Here is a 15843-nt window from a genome sequence, read left to right as displayed (position 1 = left end):
CACATAGAGACGCAGGAAACAAGGATAGACGAACGATGGATCCCAGAATCGCCGGTATCGAGGAGGGATATAAGCGCACGGACCTGCCGGCCTTCGCGCCGGGGGACACGGTGCGCGTTCGCGTACGCGTGAAGGAAGGCCAGAAGGAGCGCGTGCAGCCGTTCGAGGGCGTGTGCATCGGCCGCCGCGGAGCGGGGATCAACGCGACCTTCACGCTGCGGCGGATCTCCGGCGGCGTCGGCGTCGAGCGGATCTTCCCCCTCCACTCCCCGTGGATCGTGGGGCTCGAAGTCGTCCGGCGGGGCGATGTCCGGCGGGCCAAGCTCTACTACCTGCGCAATTGCCGCGGCAAGCGGGCCCGGGTGCCAGAGCGGAAGTGGTGGCTCGACAAGAAGCAGGACGGCTGACACCGGCGACGCCCGCTCCAGGAGCGCCGGCCACGGCGCCGCTCGACTACGAGGAAGAGGGCTGGGCCTCCGGCCTCCGCGTCGTGGTCGGGATCGACGAGGCCGGGATGGGTCCGGTGGCGGGTCCCGTGATGGTGGGCGCCGTGGCGCTCCACCCCGGACAGCAGTTCGAGGGGTGTACGGACAGCAAACAGGTCTCCCCGTCCCGTCGCGAGAAACTCGCCCGGCGCATCCGCGCGGAGTGTCTCGCCTGGCGCGTCGCCGCCGCCTCCACCCGCGAGATCGAACGCCTCAACGTCCGCGCCGCGACCATCGTGGCCATGCGCCGAGCGCTCGACCGTCTCCCGCTTCCGGCGGAACTCGTGCTCGTGGACGGCAATCCGGTCCCGGAACTCGGCGAGCACCGCTCGATCGTCGGGGGAGACCGGGCCTCGCATTCCATCGCCTGTGCCTCGATCCTCGCGAAGGTCACGCGCGACCGCCTGATGCGGCGTCTCGGCGCGCGATACCCGCTCTACGGCTGGGCGTCCAACAAGGGATACCGGACCCGCAAGCACATGGAAGCGATCCGCCGGCACGGCCCGACCCCGCACCACCGGATCACCTTCCAGGGCGTCCTGCAGACCGAACTGGAGTTCAATCCGGCGCCGGACCGGGCGGGCGATCCGCAACGCGATCCGGAAGCGTGAGCACCGGGGGCGTCCCCGCGCTCGCGTCGCCTCCGTACCAGGTGGCCATGACCGTCTCCGCCGGCTTCCCCTGTGGCGAGTAGTCGGTGGCGATCCACTCTCCGGCCGGGGATCCCGCGTACCACTTCCAGGCGAAGCCGCCCGCGAACCAGGGACGATCCCACCACACGCGGAAGAGCGCCTCATAAGCTCCGGACTGCGCCTCGTAGTTCGCCGGCACGCCCGCCGCGCGGCGTCCCTCCGGCAACTCCCACTGGCGGCCCGCCGCTCCATCCACGCTGCGGTACCCGAACTCGGCGAACAGGATCGGCTTGCCCGTGGCGGCCGCGACCTCGCGCAACTCCTCGCTCCACGGCTCCCACGCCTCGATCAGCGTCTCCACGTCCGGCGTAGCGTCGTCGGTGAGGGGGAAGTAGGCGTCCACGCCCACGAGATCGAGCGCATCCCAGAACTCGATTTGGGCGTACTTGTCCCAGTTCGCCGCGTAGGTGAGGCGGCCGCCGTAGATCGCCCGCACCTCCTCGATGAGCGACCGCCAGTAGTCGGGGCGCGCGAGTGCGACGAGATCGACCTCCGTCCCCACGCTCATCATCTCCACGTCCATCGAGTCGGCGACGTGCGCGAACCGGAGGATGTACTCCCGGTATCCCGAGAGGAACATCTCCCAATCCTCCTCCGTCTCGGGCTCGAACTCGCCCGGCCAGCCCTGTCCGCGCACCCAGAGGTGCGGCTTGAGGAGGACGGAGAGCCGGCTCTCCCTGGCGTATTCGATGGTCTTCGCCACCCCCTCCGCCGTCTCCCCCCAGAACTGGCGTTCGCGGTCGAACGCGACGCGTGGCCGGGCGGGGTCCACGAAGGCGTAGGGGACGACGGCGACCCAGTTCGCTCCGGTGCGGGAAGCGCGAACGAGCGCGTCCGGCGCCATCTCGCGCCGCGGGGCGGAGAAGGAGACGCCGCGCACCTTCTGTTCCGGCTCGATGTTCGCCGCCAAGGCGGCCGGCCGGCCGGACATGGCCGGATCGTTCCCCGCCCCGGCGGCGCCGCAACCGGCGAGGGCGGGTATTGCGGCCAGCGCTACGGCCAGCACCGCGACCCGCGCCGCGCCCGGCACGGCAACCCGCACCGCAACCCGCACGCAGGCGGCCAATCTCTTTGTATTCATCGTATTCATCTATACCATCGTGCCTTTCGGCAATCTGAATCTCAACACGTCCGCGACCCCTTCCATGCGAGCCGCTACCCCCTCCCGTACGAGTCGCGACCTCGTGTCGGGTTCACGCCCCGCGTCGCCGCGACGTCACACTTGAACGAATTCCGGGCGGGGAGTCTCTTGTGCCCATGAGTACACGCGGAAGCGCGGAACCGTTCGACTTCGACGGGGATTACGGCGGCGACTACGAGTACATCGCCCGCACGGTGATACCCGGCTACCTGAGCTCGTTCCGGCAGGCGCTCGCGCTCCTCGGGGGACGGGTGGGCCCGAGTCCGCGCGTGCTGGTCGTCGGGGCCGGCACCGGCATCGAGCTGGTCACCTTCAAGACGGCGGAGCCCGCGTGGCGGCTGACCGGCGTCGATCCGTCGCGCCAGATGATCGAGATCGCCAGGCACCGGATACGGGAGGCCGGGATGGAGGCCGGCGTGGAGGCCGGCGTCGGAGCCGGCGTGGGGGCCGCAGTCCGCCTCGTCCACGGACATGTCTCCGATGTCGAGGAGGAGGGCTTCGACGCCGCCACCTGCTTCAACGTCATGCACTTCCTGCCGGACGACGGCGCGAAGCAGTCGCTCCTGCGCGACATCGCCCGCCGCCTCGCGCCGGGCGCCCCCTTCCTTCTGTTCGAACTCCACGGAGACCGGAGCGGCCCCCGCTTCGATGAACTGTTCTCGGCGTGGAGCCGCTACTGGGAGATCCACGGCATGGGAGAGGCGGAACGGGCCGCGTTCCGCGCGAAGATCGACGAGGGTATCCACTGGGCTTCGGAGGCGCGCATCCTCGAACTGCTGGCGGGCGCGGGATTCGAGGACGCGTGGCGATACTACCGGGCGCTCCTCTACGGCGGCTGGATCTCCCGCCGCGCGCGGTAGCGCCGTTGCGGGGGGCCGTTGCGGGCGCCGGAGCGGGGGCGCCGGAGCGAGGGCGCCGGAGTGAGGGCGACGTTCCCGCGGGAACGTCTCAGCCCCCCGGGTTCAGCTCCGGGAAGTAGCTCGAGAAGAAGCCGCGGTCGCGGATGAGGAAGCGGTCGGCGCTCGCGACCGCGTGCGCGCCGATGAGGAAATCCGTGATGATGCGGTCCCGGGCGCCTCCGGACCGGCGATACCGTCCCCAGCGGCGCCCCGCATCGTGGGCCATGTCCGAATCGATCGGGGAGACGACGACATTGACCTCTTGCAGCGCCCGGTCCAGCGCCTCCCGGTCGGGAAACGCGGGGGCCAACTCCGCGTACACGACGTGAGAGACGAGGATCGCGCCGGCGTCGTACGCCTCCGCCAGCCACTCCTTCGAGGTGCGGCCATGGTGCTCGTCCGGCAGGAAGATGTCGAGCAGCACGCTCGTGTCGACCGCCGTGATCATCGGCCCCGAAGCTCCTCGAGGTAGTCGTCCGTGCTCCCGCCCGTTCCCAGAATGCCGTAGACCCGGTCCACGGGGTGCTCGGCGGCCGTCCTCTTTCGGATGAGGAGACCCCCTTCCGCCGGCACGAGTTCGACTTCGACGTTGTGATTCATCCCGAAACGGTCTCTCAGCTTCTTCGGGATCGTGATCTGCCCCCGCTCCGATATGCGCATGTCCGGCTCCCGATGGATCGAAGTATGAATTCTCTTGTCAGAAAATCATATCGTTATTTCCATACGCTGGGCAAGAATTGGGCAAGAATTGGACAAGTGGTCGAGCGGGGCGCAGGCGACAGGCCGGGCAGCGCGCAGGCGACCGGCCCGGCGAGGCGTTGCCTTACGTGGAGCGTTCAGCCAGCATGATGAAGGGGATCGTCAACGGCGGATCAACGGCGGATCGACGGCGGAGCGACCGGGTGAGCGGAGAGTCTGCCCCTTTGCGGTATGCGCTGGCCCTCCTGCTTTGGGCGTGCGGGGGCGGCGAAGTGGGAGGGCCGCGCCCGGAGCTGCCGGGCGTCGCGTCGGTGGAGGTCATTCCGGGCGCCACGTTGATCGTGGGAGAGGGTGGGGAAGCCGACTTCCGGGCCGTCGCCCGCACCGGTACCGGGATGGCGGTGTCGGGCTCGCTCCGGTGGTCGGTGGAGGATCCGGAAATCGCGACCATCGTCTCCGAGGGGGCCGCGACGGCGGTCGTCAGGGGCGTGGCTCCGGGCGTCACGCGCATCGCGGCAGCGGTCGATGGCGTGCGTGGCGAAGCGCGGCTCGAGGTCTTCGTGCCGGAGGAGGTCGCCCGCTACGAGCCGGGGCGGAGCTACTTCGGGCGGAACGGTTATGTGGAGTACATCCCCGGGGACATGGGGATTGTCCTGTCCGCGCCGCACGGTGGCGCGCTCCTCCCGGCCGAGATCCCGGACCGCGCGGGGGGGACCCACGTGACGGACACGAACACCCGTGAACTCGCGCTCGCGATGCGCGATGCGCTGCTCGAACTCACGGGCCGGACGCCCCACGTCATCATCTCCCACCTCGTGCGCGCGAAGCTCGACCCGAACCGCGAGATCGTGGAGGCGGCCGAGGGGAACCCGTACGCGGAGCAGGCGTGGCGCGAATTCCAGGCGTGGATCGAGACGGCGCGGACGACGGTGGCCGAGGATTTCGCGTCGGGGCTGTACCTCGACATTCACGGCCATGGCCACGCCATCGACCGGCTGGAGTTGGGCTACCTGCTCGGCCGTGACGACCTGAACCTGACGGACACGGCGCTCGACCGGGCCGAAGTCGTCTCGCGCACGAGCATCCGGACGCTGGCGGAGAGGTCCTCGCTCGCTTTCTCGCAGCTTCTGCGGGGCGAGATGTCCCTGGGAGGGCTCCTGGAGGCGGAGGATGTCGCGTCGGTGCCGAGTCCGGCGGACCCTTCGCCGGGTGACGCGCCCTATTTTCGCGGGGGATACAACACGCGCGAGCACGGCTCGCTGGCGGCGGGCGAGACGGTGAGCGGCATTCAGATCGAGCACCACTACCGCGGAGTGCGGGACACGGATCGGAACCGGCGCGACTACGCGGCCCGGGCGGCCCGCGCGCTGCGGCGGTTCATGCTGGAACACTACGGGGAGCACAACGCGGGGATCGGGGGTAGAAGCCCACCATGAACGGACTCCTCACCATGAACGGACCTGGAATGCGTGCGCGGCGGCTCGCGGTTCGGGCCGGACTCCCGGCGGCCGCCGCCGCGGCCGTAGCGGCGACGCTGCCCTCCGTACCCTCCGCGGGCGGGATTCTGGCGCAGGAGCGGCCACCGGAGGCGTCCGGGGAACCCCCTCAGGAATCGACGGTGCTCATGCTTTGGGGGGGCGTCCGAGCCGATGGCGAACTCGTGCTCGAACCCGCTTTCGCGTATGAGGGGAGAGTCCACGCTCCCGGGGCGCCCGGCGACTACCGGGTGCGGGGACTCGATGATGAGGGAGAGACGCTGTTCTCGATCAGTTTCACGCCGGGTGAGATCTCGGACGGGAGCAAGGGTTTTTCCCACTCGATTCCCTTTGATCCCGCATGGACGGAGGCGCTGGACCGGCTCGAACTCAGCGGGCCGGAGGGTGTGGCCACGGTGGACCGGGAGGCCGGCGCGCGGGGGATGATGGTGATCGACCGCGCCACGGGGCAGGTGCGGAGCATCCTGCGCAATGGGGCCGCCGCGCTCCCGGCGGAACTGGCGGCCGACAGCTCCCGCGTGCGGGTCCTGCGCGGGCTGCCGCGCCCCCCGGGCTGACCTCCAAAGCGGAGAGCTTTAGTGGACAGCTTTGGCGACCGTGTTAGCTTGAATCGCGCCGGGCGGCACCCCCGTCGGGTCCGCCCCGTTTCCCGGCCGGGTAGCTCAGCTGGCAGAGCAACGGACTTTTAATCCGCAGGTCGTGGGTTCGACCCCCACCCCGGTCATTCCATCCCGCGCACGGGCGTCGCGGACGCACGACTCTCGCCGCGCCCGTTAGTTCCAGCGATACGCGAGGCGGAGGTAGTAGAAGCCGCCGTTGGAGCCGAAGGGGGATCCGGGGCCGTAGCGGTTGCCGGAGAACGTGGCGCCGGGGTTTTCCTCCGGGTACCGGTTCAGGGCGTTCTGGCCTCCGGCGGTGAACGTGAGCGATTCGCCGATCGACCATGAGGCCTCGAGATCGACGAGATGGGCGCCGGGATACGAGAGATCGTCCCGGGCATCGAACCAGCCCGCGTAGTAGCTCAGGCGCCCCAGCAGACTCACTCGGCCGAGCGCGTGTTTCCCCGTGAGAATCCAGCGTGTGCCGGGAAGCCCCTCCTCGAGTTGGCGAATGCGGGTGTCATCGAGCTTGTCCGGATCGAACTTCGTGACCCTCGTCTGCGTGTGGTTGAAGGCGAGGCTCAGCGCCGTCCCGCCGGCGAGCGATGCGGGCGCGTACGTGGCGACGACGTCGAGACCCTGCGTGCGCGTGCTGAAGTCGTTCGTGAAGAAGCGGAACTCCTGCAGATTGCGCGCGCTCACGATGCCTTCCTCGACGAGTCTCGTCTGTTCGTCCGGGGTGAGGTTGAAGCGCTGCGTGAGCGCGATGCGGTCGGACAGGGCGACGCGGAAGTAGTCCGCCGTGAGCAGGAAGTCGCCGCGCTCCAGCACCGCTCCGGCGGCGAAGTTGCGGGATTTCTCGGCGTCGAGCGGGACCCCTCCCCTCAGCGCCGCGACTCTGGAAGTGGAGGGGATCGTCCCGCTGTTCACCAGGTCGCCCAGGTTCCGGTCGAAGAGCGTGGAGACGTTGAAGGCGTTCTGCTGGCCGGGCGTGGGCGCGCGGAACCCCGTGCTCAGGCTGCCGCGCAGGGCGAGGCCGCCCGTGAGCGCGTACCGCCCCGCGAGCTTGCCGTTCAACGTCGAGCCGAAGTCCTCGAAGTTCTCGAACCGAAGGGCTCCGCCGAGCGTCCAGCGGTCGTTTCGGTAGTCCCTCAGTTCGGCGTCCGCGTAGAAGGCGGTGTTCGTGCGGCGCCAGTCGCCGGCCGCGATGGGACTGAAGCCGGGGAAGCCGTTGGAGCCCGCGCTGAACCCCTGCGGAGCGAGGCGGCCCAGCGTCCACGATTCGTCCTGGCCGATGCCGATCGTGAAGTGCTCGTCGCGCCACTCGACCCCCGCCGCCAGGTCGAGCATGTCGCTCACGGTGTACGCGGCGTCCACATGCAGGTCGATGTCCACCTGCCGGTAGAGCCCCGGATCGAACTCGGTGGGCGTGGCCCGGCCCAGCGAAGCATTGACCGTGTTGAAGATGAAGAAATCCACTTCGTTCTCGCCGTAGTTCCCGCTCACGTCCCAGTGCAGGCGCCCGACCTGGCCCTCGACGCCGGCCACGAGCGAGGCGTCTCTCACATCCCCTCCGAACTGTGGCGTGAACCCGCCCGGGAACAACTCCTGGAAGGTGAAGCAGTTCGGATCCGAGAGGACCTGCTGGAGGGCGGCGGGGTCGGCCAGCCCGTCGGTGACGCGGACGACCGGGCAGCCGGCGGAGCCGTCGAGGACGCCGTCCTGCACGTCGAGCAGGTCGCCGATGAGGAGCGTCTCCCCGCCATCCAGGCTGAACACGCCGCTTCGCGTGTTCGGGTTGCGGTAGAAGAAGCCCCCCGTCACGCGCTGGCTGGCGAGGTTCGCGTGCGCGTAGGCTTTCGTGGCGCTGCCGAGGAAGTAGCCGAAGTTGCCCCACAGCTTGAGGTCGTCCTCGATCTTCGGCGCGCCCCAGATCTGGGCCGGGTCCCGCACGTGCGTGTTCCCCCGGGAGACGAGGAGCGCGGCGTCCGCCCGCTGCACGCTGCGACTGCTCGAGTTCGAGCGCCCGTACTCGGCGCTCAGATTGGCGAACCCGGTGGCGCCGAGGGGGAGTCCGGTGTTGCCCGAAATCGTGTAGCCTTCGCCGCCGCCGTCGCCGAAGCCGCCGCCCCGCACTTCGAGCGCGCCGCCGGAACGGGCGTCCTTGAGATGGAAGTTCATCACGCCGGCGATGGCGTCGGAGCCGTACTGGGCGGAGGCGCCGTCGCGCAGCACCTCCACCTGCCGCAGCGCGATGGCCGGGATGCTGGAGAGATCCGGGCCCTGGGCGCCGTCGGCGACGCCGTTGCCGATCCAGGTGATGACCGCCGCCCGGTGGCGCCGCTTCCCGTTCACGAGCACGAGCGTGTGGTCCGGGGCGAGTCCGCGCAGGTTCGCGGGTCGGATGATCCTGGCGGCGTCCCCCGTCGCCTGCGGGTTGACGTTGTAGGAGGGGATCGTCGTTCTGAGGAGGTCGTCGATGTCCGTGTCCCCCTGGTCGAGCAGTTCCGAGGGCGGGATGGCGTCGATCGGGACCATCGATTCGGTCACGGTCCGGGGCCTCGACCGGCTGCCGATGGCGACGAGTCCGGCCACGGAGATCACGGTCTGGGTCAGGGGAACCTCGAGCACGACGACGGAATCGTCCACGATGGTCGCTTCGCGCTGCGCGATGCCGTAGCCGAGCAGCCGCACTTCGACCGCGACGGGGCCGGAGCGGAGGTTCGGCATGTGGAAGTGACCCTCGACATCCGTGATCCCGCCGTAGCCGAGTCCCGGAAGCGTGACCTGCGCCCTCGGCAGACCCGCGCCCGTCTCGGCGTTCAGCACGATGACGTCGAGCCCGCCGCTCTGCGCGAGCACCTCCGCCGGAGCCGCCGGCAGCGCCAGGGCCGCAGCGATGAGAATCCTCCGCATATTTACGCCTCCTTTGCGCCCTTCGGGGCGGCCGAGAGCAGGTGATTCGTCCAGGCGGCGATGTGCTCCATCTGCCGCTCCCGTTCGCCGGCCCACCGGGGCAGCCGGATCGCGTTGGCGACGAGTACGCCTCCCCCGCCGAGGGCCATCAGCGCAGGGACCATCAGCGCGGCGCCCGCCCTGCCGTCCGCGACCATGATGAAGGCGACGACCACCGACATGACGGCAAACATGACGCCCAGGAAGGTGGTTTCGAGCGCGTCGCCCTTGCGCGTTCCCAGCCGGAGTCGGTGGCCGGACTCCGTCTGTTCGAGGACCGTGTGGAGGTTCCCGTTGCTCCATTCGCGGATCCCGCCCTCGGCCCCGACCTCGCCCTTCGCGTCGAACGTGGCCCGCAGTTCGGCGACGAGAAACTGCCACTCGCGATCCGTCAACTCCCGGGGGAGATCGACGACCCGGCCCGCGGAAATCGGAATGCCCAGCAGCTTTCGCCGCGGAAGTGCGCGCGGGAGCGCATCGAGGCCCGCGGCCGCCACCGCGATCCGCTCGGCGGAGAGGCCGACCTCCAGACCCACGGCCTGGAGTTCCTCGAGCGTGAGGCCTCCCTCCACGCGCGCGGGCGGGCTCGCGCGGTCCTCCTCGGCGGCGCGCGCGAAAACCTCTCGGACTTCTTCTTCTCCGTACCTGCGTTCGCTGTCCATGGCGGCGTGAATCTGTGGTCCATCGGCGGATGAGGGAAAGATGACGATGGCGGGAGGGGTGATGGCGGAACCGTCCCGCCCGACGCAGCTTGTCGCCGTGCGCCGCGCCGTGGGCTGCGCCGGGGGGCGCACCGAGTCCGGCGGGTAGCGAGACAAGGAGCGGAATGTGAGAGCCATCGGGTGGCTGGCGGCGTTCGCGGCCGTAACGCCTCTGCTGAATCATGGGTCCGTGGCGGCGCAGACCGCGTTCGGTCTCAAGGGAGGCGTGACCTGGGCCGACGCCGCCTTCGTCGACCAGTTCACATCGGAGGCGCTGCTTCGAAAGGCGGGTGGCGGCTTCGTGACGCTGCCTCTGTCGGAGCGCGGGACGGTCCAGCTCGAAGCGCTCTATCTGGAACGGGGGTTCTCGACGTCGGGCCTCCATCGGGACGGGTCGAGGACGAGGATGTCCTACCTGGATTTTCCGGTCCTGCTTCGGTTCCGGCTGACGCCGGCGCCCGCGCGCGTGCGCCCGATTCTGCTGGGAGGCGCGTACTGGGGGCACGAGGTGGGCTGTCGCCTGGAGGGCGGCGTGGCGCAATTCGAGGAAAGCAACAGTTGCGAGGGGCGGTTCCAGCTCCGGGGTGTCGCGGATGTGGGTCTTATCGCGGGCGCAGCCCTCGAGGTGACGGCCGCCGAGGCCTGGTTCGTGACGGTGGAAGCCCGCTACCACTACGGGGTCCGCAACCTCCACTGGGATCCCGCCTCCGATGGGGCGCAGGCGCGCAACCTGTCCGCCATGGCCGGCTTCGGAGTGCGGGTCGGAGGCTGACTCACCGCCTCGGGACCGCCGGCTGATCGTCCTGTCGCCCCCGGCTAACGGTCCTGTCGGCTCGCGGCGCCCGCGGCCGGCGGCGGCGTGACCGGAAACGCCTTGACCGCTTCGACGATCCCGCGCGCGGACCTCTCCGGCGCACCGAGGATGATGTCCCGGTCCCGGGCGTTGGTCATGAACCCCGTCTCGATGATCACGGCGATCGTCATCGGATGGAGCGCGTGCTCGTACCGGCGGTAGTTGAAGGCGTAGTAGTTCCGCATGCGACGCGTCGAGATCGGCAGGTTCCTGAGTCCGGTCGCGGCGCCGTACGCCTCCCGCAGCACGCGCGCCGCGTCCTCGGCCCGTCCCGTGGCGTCGCGCCGCGGGGAGGCGACGCGGTATCCCGACGCGGCGGGGCTGTCGCTCCCATCCGCGTGGATCGCGATGAAGAGGTGCGCCCGGTAGCCGGGGGGCACGACGGCGGGGAGGATGTCGACCTCGTATCCCAGCGCCTCGAGTTCCGCGCCCGCGAGCCGGGCGATGGCGAGGTTCGCCTCCCACTCGGCGGTTTCCCGCCAGCGCGTACCGTTGTAGCGGATGCGGCGGAGTTCGTTCGGGGCCTCGTCGGCGCGCCAGTGACCGGCCTGGAGGCCGATCCGGATGGGCCCGGCGGGGGGCTCCCACTCCTCGGGCGTGGGGATGCGGCCGGGGTAGCGGTTGTAGTCCCGCCATCTGCGCCACCGCTCACTGGCGGCGGCGTCCCGGTCCGTGGCGCGCTGCTCCTGGGCCGCGACGCTTCCCGCGCCGAATCCCTCGAATCCGGCGAAGAGCACCACCGCGGCCGTGAGTACCGTCAGTTTCAAACCGAGACCTCCTCGCGAGCGCCGTTCCCACGCCTTCAACCCCCGAACCGCCCGCAGCGTTTGACGCTAACCCGCGCGCCGGCCGGTCGGCAACAGCGATCCGCCCGGTTCAGCGCATACGGCGGAGTTCACCCTCGCCGGCCATCACCCAGCGGAGACGGGTGCGCAGACTCGGCCCGGACGGGCTCATCGGGCGATCCGGCACGGTCGCCAGTTTCTGGTCCAATGTTCGCCGGTCCGCACATGGCCGGCCCGGACGCTCTTGCAGACGTTGTCCTGGAACTCCGCACCACAGATTCCAGCTTCTCCACGCAGGCCAATTGGCATTGTTCGTCCGCGTGCGTGTCGCGTCCGTTGGCAGCTACCGCAACGTTGGTGTCCACGACGAACGCCGTCATCCCGACCGGGCGATCCGTCGTTTCAAGGAAGCCTTGGAGATCGCCGCGATCTCGCCCATCTCGTCTCCGAAGAACTTGTCAGGCCAGTTCTCGATCTCCCCCCACTCGTTGAGGAGCAAGTCGAAGAGCTGCGCCTCGCCTCGCTTGGCGCCTACGAAATACAGCTTCACGTGTTCGGCGGATGCCCTCTCTTCAGCTACGCGCCGCTGCAGACGCCGCAGCAGGTATTCACTGTGGCTCTCCACGACGACCTGCACGTTTCGCACCTCGGCCACGTTCAACATGACGTCAGCCAAGCCGCTCTGAACGGCGGGATGAAGGTGGATCTCCGGTTGCTCCATCAGCACCGTCGAACCTTCCGGGACATAATAGAGCAGCACGAGCACCGGCAGTACTTGGGACACGCCGAATCCGACGTCCGTCAATGGCGTCGGCACGCTCGACGGGAACCTCTTGACCATCGCCCGGTAAAGGTTGCTTCCCCTGGCGATCTCTTCGAGATGGAAATCATGAATCAATCCCAAGGTGCGCAGCCAGTACGCGATCATCTCCTGGAAGGTTTTCCTGTGCTTCCTGTAACCAAGGCTTCTCATCTGCCCATGAATCGTGGCGGCAAGTATCGCGTCTACCGTACGTTCACCGCGCTGGCCCACATCGTCCGGGCTCGATCCGGCCCAGTGATATTCTCGCTGCGGATACTCGCGCAAGGGACCGAGATAGTAGATGGAATCCATCAATGTCTCATACGCCAACTCGAAATCACCGAGGAAGGCCGTATTCTGATAGTAGCTCTTTGCCTGACCGGGAAAGAGGTGGGTCTTCAAGGGGGGCGGCAGATGCCAGGCACGTCCCGGGTTGCGCACAAGCGAGAAGTTCGGCGGGTCGGCTACCAGCTCGAATTTCCGTTTTGCATTGGCCTTTGGCCGCAGAAGGAAATCCACATCGTCGAACCGATATGCCAACTTCCGGGGAGACAGCTGTGCCTTCTCCAACCCTACTTCGAATCGGGTCTGAAGGCTGGTTCCTTCCAACAGCGGGGTAGCGGATCGCGTCAACTGGTTTGCGATTTTCAGGGGCTTGGGCAAGGTCCAATCAAGGAGCCAGCGGATCGTCCTTTCCTCGTCATGCAGGTGAACCACGTCCGCGAACGTCCCCAGGTTCACCATTTTGGCTCGCCCGCCGAAATCGAGAACAACGCCGCGGTCCGTGGCATTCCTGGTTTGTTTGAGCAGCAAGAGGAGATGGAGGAGGTTGCTCTTGCCGGCGCTGTTGGCTCCGAAGAAGCCGGTTACTCTGCCGAGCGCCACGTCGGCTTCCCGCCACGCTTTGAAATTCTCCAGCCTGACGCGCGTCAGCATTCCCGTCGCTCCGGTGAACAACTATCGTGGCATCTACAGCTAGACGGCCTTGGTCGGGCCTGCAAGCTAGCGGCAGCGCAGGCCGGGGCTCGCGGGCAGTCCCTCCGTCGCGGAGGCCGCGAGCGCGTTGAACAGGAGCTTGAACGTGTTGCGCGGCTGCCCGCGGAAGTGGGGCCGGAAGGCGAAGAGCACGACTTGCCCCGCGCCGACGCGGACCTGCGCGACGGCCGGGTAGCCGGCGAGCACCTCTTCGCCGCCGAGCGTCCAGCCGCTAACGAGGAAGTCCGAGGCGGCGTAGCAGACGGGGGTCGAGATTCGGCCGGTGTCCGCGCCGCCTCCAGCGCCCCCGATGTTGCCTCCGCCCGCCGCGCCGCCCGTCCGCTCCAGCACCTGGCTGCGCGAGAAGAGGGCCATCGCCGCCTCGTCCATCCCGTAGCCGAGCGGGTGGGAGGGGTCGACGTCCAGCCGGATCACGGATCCGGGGATGAAGAACTCCTGCGAGGACAGGCCCCGAGTTCGGTTGCGGAAGGGGAGGGCGAAGGTCTCGATCGCGTAGTCCACCGCCTGGTCGAAGGCCAGCACCCAACCCCCGTCCTCGACGAAGGCCCTGAGCGCGGCGGCGCCCTCCTTGCCGAGCCCCCCGGTGTATGGTTCCGGCATGGAACCGGGCGCGTGACCCCGCGCAATCCCGGCCGCGCCCTGCGAGGGGAGGAGGATGACGTCGAAGCGGGACAGGTCTCCCTCTCGCACGTCGGCGTCCCACACGTTCTCCCACTCGAAGCCGTACTGGTCCAGCACCCAGCGGGTCCAGCCCTCGGGCATCGGGGCCTGCCACGAACGGTAGATCGCGACGCTCGGCGCCCGTGCCTCGACGACGGCGCCGGGAGAGGGCGGAGAGGAGACTCCGGTGAGCGTGAGTCCGTGGTCCGCGGCGAGCGCTTGCGCCTCGGCGGCGGAAAGGTCGGGCAGCCAGTACGACCCGGCGGGCACCTCGCCGTTCGGCGTCGGGAGCATCTCCACGCTGCGGAAGCGCTCCGGAGCTTCGTCCCCGCCCCCGCTGCCCGTGCCGCCGCCGGCGGCCAGCCCGCGGTAGATCGAGTTGGCGTTGCCGTGCACGGCGAACCCGGCCGCCCCCTCGCCGCGCACCTCGCCGATGTCTCCCGAGACCTCCCCCCACTCGCCGCGCGGCATGTCGAACGGTTCGTCAACGTTCACCGCCTCGAGCCCCATCTGGAAGCGCAACTCGTACCCGGTCATGTCGTAGGGCGGCTCCGGCGGTCCGCCGGGATACTGGCGCCGGTCCGGATACTCCTTGGGTTCCATCAGGTCGACGACGTAGGGCCGGAAGGCCTGGGGCGGAATCACGTACGACCCGGCGGGAAAGGCGCGATCCGCGGCCGAATCCCCGGCCGGGCCCCCGGCCGGGCTCCCGACCGAAAACGGCTCCGACGCGCGCAGGAATTCGATCCCGGACCGCCACATCAGACCCATGAACTCGACGACCGCGCCCGGGTCGTGGGAGGCCGCGGGGTCGAGCACATAGGCGAACGGGCCGCCCTCGGCCGCGTTTCCGCGCTCGATCTGGCGCCGGCCCATCCGGTAGTGGTTGAAGAGGTACTCCTCCTTGAGCTTCGCGCCCATGTCCGCCACGGCCTTCGCGGCGGTCATCATGTAGTCCATGGCGTCGCGCAGGTGCCAGCAGCCGCCGAGCCACGGGTTGTTGTAGTTCGTCGACGGCGTCTTCGCGGGCAGGTTCCCCGCGCGGGCGCCGAACGTGTCCGGGATCTCGTCCTCGTCGTAGCAGCGGGGCGTCGCATAGCCCGCGCCCGCGGTCTCCGTCAGGAACCCGAGCATGTTGTGATAGTCGGGCCCGCCTCTCATGGAACCGTTCCACCACAGATCGAAGACGATGCCGCTGTTGACGCCCGGCTTCCCCTCCTCGTCGAAGCGCCGCCGCATCGAATGTCCCATCTGATTCAGGGAACTCACGACGAGCGGGTCGAGGTGCGGGCTCACGGGGTTCTCGAAGGGCGGCATCCAGATCCGCCCGGGGAAGGGGCTCGACTGATGCTGGTTATAGACGATCTGCGGAAACCAGTTGTGATAGAGCTGCCGCGTCACGGCCTGCGTCTCGATCTGCGTCAGCATGTACCAGTCGCGGTTATTGTCGTGCCCGATATAGTGATGATAAAGCTCCGGGACGCGCGCCATCTCGAACTCGCCGCCCACGTTCGACATATACCAGTCGGCGACGATATTGAGGCCGTCCGGGTTCATGTTCGGCATGAGCAGCACGATCGCGTTGTCGCGGACGCGCCGGGTCTCCGGGGACTCGTCCGTCACGAAGTGGTGCGCCATCTCCGGCATCAGCTGACCGTGCGCGACCTCGGTGGCGTGCAGCCCGCCGTCGATCCACACGACCGCGACGCCTTCCCGCGCCAGCGCCCGCGCCTCCTCCTCATCGAGAATCGATCCGTAGCCTTCGTCCGGATCGCGGGCGTAGGCGAGCGTCCGCGTGATCTCCTTCAGACGCTCCACCCGGCGCAGGTTCTCCGGCGAGGAGATCGCAGCGAGGTAGAGGGGCTCGCCCCGCGTGCTCTCGCCGATCCGTTCCAGCGCCATGCGGTCGGTGGAAGCCGCGAGCGCCTCGAAGTACGCCTTGATCCCATCGTAGTTCGTGAGCCTGTAGTCCTCGCCGGGCGCGAACCCGATGATCTCGGCCGGCGTCGGCACGTCGCCACCGCCGCCGGAGTCCGTCGCGCACCCGGCCAACAGCGCCGTTGCCGGCAGCAGGGCTGCA

14 protein-coding genes and 1 tRNA gene are annotated in these 15843 nt (G+C 68.9%); 7 read left to right on the top strand and 8 right to left on the bottom strand.

All coding sequences use genetic code 11. The annotated features are described in order from the left end of the window. Window positions 1-35 precede the first annotated feature (35 nt). Both rplS and ACOGXI_RS07860 read left to right on the top strand, forming a co-directional pair. Window positions 36-407, top strand: coding sequence for a 50S ribosomal protein L19 (gene rplS, locus ACOGXI_RS07865; protein ID WP_419938318.1), 372 nt, complete (start codon window positions 36-38; stop codon window positions 405-407). Further along, window positions 380-1096: a ribonuclease HII gene (locus tag ACOGXI_RS07860; RefSeq protein ID WP_419938317.1), complete on the top strand. Its 717-nt coding sequence runs from the start codon at window positions 380-382 to the stop codon at window positions 1094-1096. The genes rplS and ACOGXI_RS07860 overlap by 28 nt, the downstream gene beginning before the upstream one ends. Here ACOGXI_RS07860 and ACOGXI_RS07855 read toward each other — a convergent pair. Next, window positions 1044-2258 (bottom strand): glycoside hydrolase family 113, encoded by a 1215-nt coding sequence (locus ACOGXI_RS07855; protein ID WP_419938316.1) that lies wholly within the window; start codon window positions 2256-2258, stop codon window positions 1044-1046. The two genes, ACOGXI_RS07860 and ACOGXI_RS07855, sit on opposite strands and share 53 nt — an antisense overlap. A gap of 176 nt (window positions 2259-2434) precedes the next feature. Between ACOGXI_RS07855 and ACOGXI_RS07850 the strand changes: the two genes are divergently transcribed. After that, the gene (locus tag ACOGXI_RS07850; RefSeq protein ID WP_419938315.1) at window positions 2435-3178 is read left to right on the top strand and encodes a class I SAM-dependent methyltransferase; all 744 of its coding nucleotides are present in this window, start codon (window positions 2435-2437) and stop codon (window positions 3176-3178) included. 88 nt (window positions 3179-3266) lie between these two features. Here the strand turns inward: ACOGXI_RS07850 and ACOGXI_RS07845 are convergent, their stop codons facing one another. Beyond that, complete coding sequence (locus ACOGXI_RS07845; RefSeq protein WP_419938314.1) at window positions 3267-3665, bottom strand: type II toxin-antitoxin system VapC family toxin; 399 nt, start codon at window positions 3663-3665, stop codon at window positions 3267-3269. Next, entirely contained in the window at window positions 3662-3877 is a 216-nt protein-coding gene (locus tag ACOGXI_RS07840; RefSeq protein WP_419938313.1) for an AbrB/MazE/SpoVT family DNA-binding domain-containing protein, read from the bottom strand. Before ACOGXI_RS07840 ends, ACOGXI_RS07845 begins: the two co-directional genes overlap by 4 nt. A gap of 185 nt (window positions 3878-4062) precedes the next feature. Between ACOGXI_RS07840 and ACOGXI_RS07835 the strand changes: the two genes are divergently transcribed. The 3 genes from ACOGXI_RS07835 to ACOGXI_RS07825 all read left to right on the top strand — a co-directional run bounded on the left by ACOGXI_RS07835 (window position 4063) and on the right by ACOGXI_RS07825 (window position 6136). Next, window positions 4063-5352 carry an Ig-like domain-containing protein gene (locus tag ACOGXI_RS07835; RefSeq protein WP_419938312.1) on the top strand — a complete coding sequence of 430 codons (1290 nt, stop codon included), beginning with the start codon at window positions 4063-4065 and terminating at the stop codon, window positions 5350-5352. Between the two features lie 14 nt (window positions 5353-5366). Beyond that, on the top strand, window positions 5367-5969 hold the full coding sequence (locus ACOGXI_RS07830; RefSeq protein ID WP_419938311.1) for a hypothetical protein: 603 nt from the start codon (window positions 5367-5369) through the stop codon (window positions 5967-5969). Between the two features lie 94 nt (window positions 5970-6063). Beyond that, a tRNA-Lys gene (locus ACOGXI_RS07825) sits at window positions 6064-6136 on the top strand. A gap of 49 nt (window positions 6137-6185) precedes the next feature. On the opposite strand, the gene ACOGXI_RS07820 is transcribed toward ACOGXI_RS07825, so the two are convergent. Continuing rightward, on the bottom strand, window positions 6186-8927 hold the full coding sequence (locus ACOGXI_RS07820) for a TonB-dependent receptor (RefSeq protein WP_419938310.1): 2742 nt from the start codon (window positions 8925-8927) through the stop codon (window positions 6186-6188). Window positions 8928-8929: 2 nt separating this feature from the next. After that, window positions 8930-9628, bottom strand: a complete 699-nt coding sequence (locus ACOGXI_RS07815; RefSeq protein ID WP_419938309.1) for a hypothetical protein — start codon at window positions 9626-9628, stop codon at window positions 8930-8932. A gap of 166 nt (window positions 9629-9794) precedes the next feature. Here ACOGXI_RS07815 and ACOGXI_RS07810 point away from each other — a divergent pair, with 166 nt between their 5' ends. Further along, window positions 9795-10439, top strand: a complete 645-nt coding sequence (locus ACOGXI_RS07810; RefSeq protein WP_419938308.1) for a porin family protein — start codon at window positions 9795-9797, stop codon at window positions 10437-10439. 44 nt (window positions 10440-10483) lie between these two features. On the opposite strand, the gene ACOGXI_RS07805 is transcribed toward ACOGXI_RS07810, so the two are convergent. The 3 genes from ACOGXI_RS07805 to ACOGXI_RS07795 all read right to left on the bottom strand — a co-directional run bounded on the left by ACOGXI_RS07805 (window position 10484) and on the right by ACOGXI_RS07795 (window position 15776). Next, window positions 10484-11287 carry an N-acetylmuramoyl-L-alanine amidase family protein gene (locus ACOGXI_RS07805; RefSeq protein WP_419938307.1) on the bottom strand — a complete coding sequence of 268 codons (804 nt, stop codon included), beginning with the start codon at window positions 11285-11287 and terminating at the stop codon, window positions 10484-10486. 394 nt (window positions 11288-11681) lie between these two features. Next, entirely contained in the window at window positions 11682-13043 is a 1362-nt protein-coding gene (locus ACOGXI_RS07800; RefSeq protein ID WP_419938306.1) for a DUF3696 domain-containing protein, read from the bottom strand. Window positions 13044-13109: 66 nt separating this feature from the next. Beyond that, window positions 13110-15776, bottom strand: coding sequence for a M14 family metallopeptidase (locus tag ACOGXI_RS07795; protein ID WP_419938305.1), 2667 nt, complete (start codon window positions 15774-15776; stop codon window positions 13110-13112). Window positions 15777-15843 lie beyond the last annotated feature (67 nt).

It is taken from the genome of Candidatus Palauibacter sp., assembly GCF_965208055.1.
Lineage (GTDB): Bacteria > Gemmatimonadota > Gemmatimonadetes > Palauibacterales > Palauibacteraceae > Palauibacter.
This window is presented reverse-complemented; position numbering and strand designations above follow the sequence as displayed.

Coding starts and splice junctions, on each gene's coding strand:
- ACOGXI_RS07855 (WP_419938316.1), bottom strand. CDS start 2,258: ATGAATACAAAGAGATTGGCCGCCTGCGTGCGGGTTGCGGTGCGGGTT.
- ACOGXI_RS07820 (WP_419938310.1), bottom strand. CDS start 8,927: ATGCGGAGGATTCTCATCGCTGCGGCCCTGGCGCTGCCGGCGGCTCCG.
- ACOGXI_RS07845 (WP_419938314.1), bottom strand. CDS start 3,665: ATGATCACGGCGGTCGACACGAGCGTGCTGCTCGACATCTTCCTGCCG.
- rplS (WP_419938318.1), top strand. CDS start 36: ATGGATCCCAGAATCGCCGGTATCGAGGAGGGATATAAGCGCACGGAC.
- ACOGXI_RS07800 (WP_419938306.1), bottom strand. CDS start 13,043: ATGCTGACGCGCGTCAGGCTGGAGAATTTCAAAGCGTGGCGGGAAGCC.
- ACOGXI_RS07835 (WP_419938312.1), top strand. CDS start 4,063: ATGATGAAGGGGATCGTCAACGGCGGATCAACGGCGGATCGACGGCGG.
- ACOGXI_RS07850 (WP_419938315.1), top strand. CDS start 2,435: ATGAGTACACGCGGAAGCGCGGAACCGTTCGACTTCGACGGGGATTAC.
- ACOGXI_RS07840 (WP_419938313.1), bottom strand. CDS start 3,877: ATGCGCATATCGGAGCGGGGGCAGATCACGATCCCGAAGAAGCTGAGA.
- ACOGXI_RS07830 (WP_419938311.1), top strand. CDS start 5,367: ATGAACGGACCTGGAATGCGTGCGCGGCGGCTCGCGGTTCGGGCCGGA.
- ACOGXI_RS07815 (WP_419938309.1), bottom strand. CDS start 9,628: ATGGACAGCGAACGCAGGTACGGAGAAGAAGAAGTCCGAGAGGTTTTC.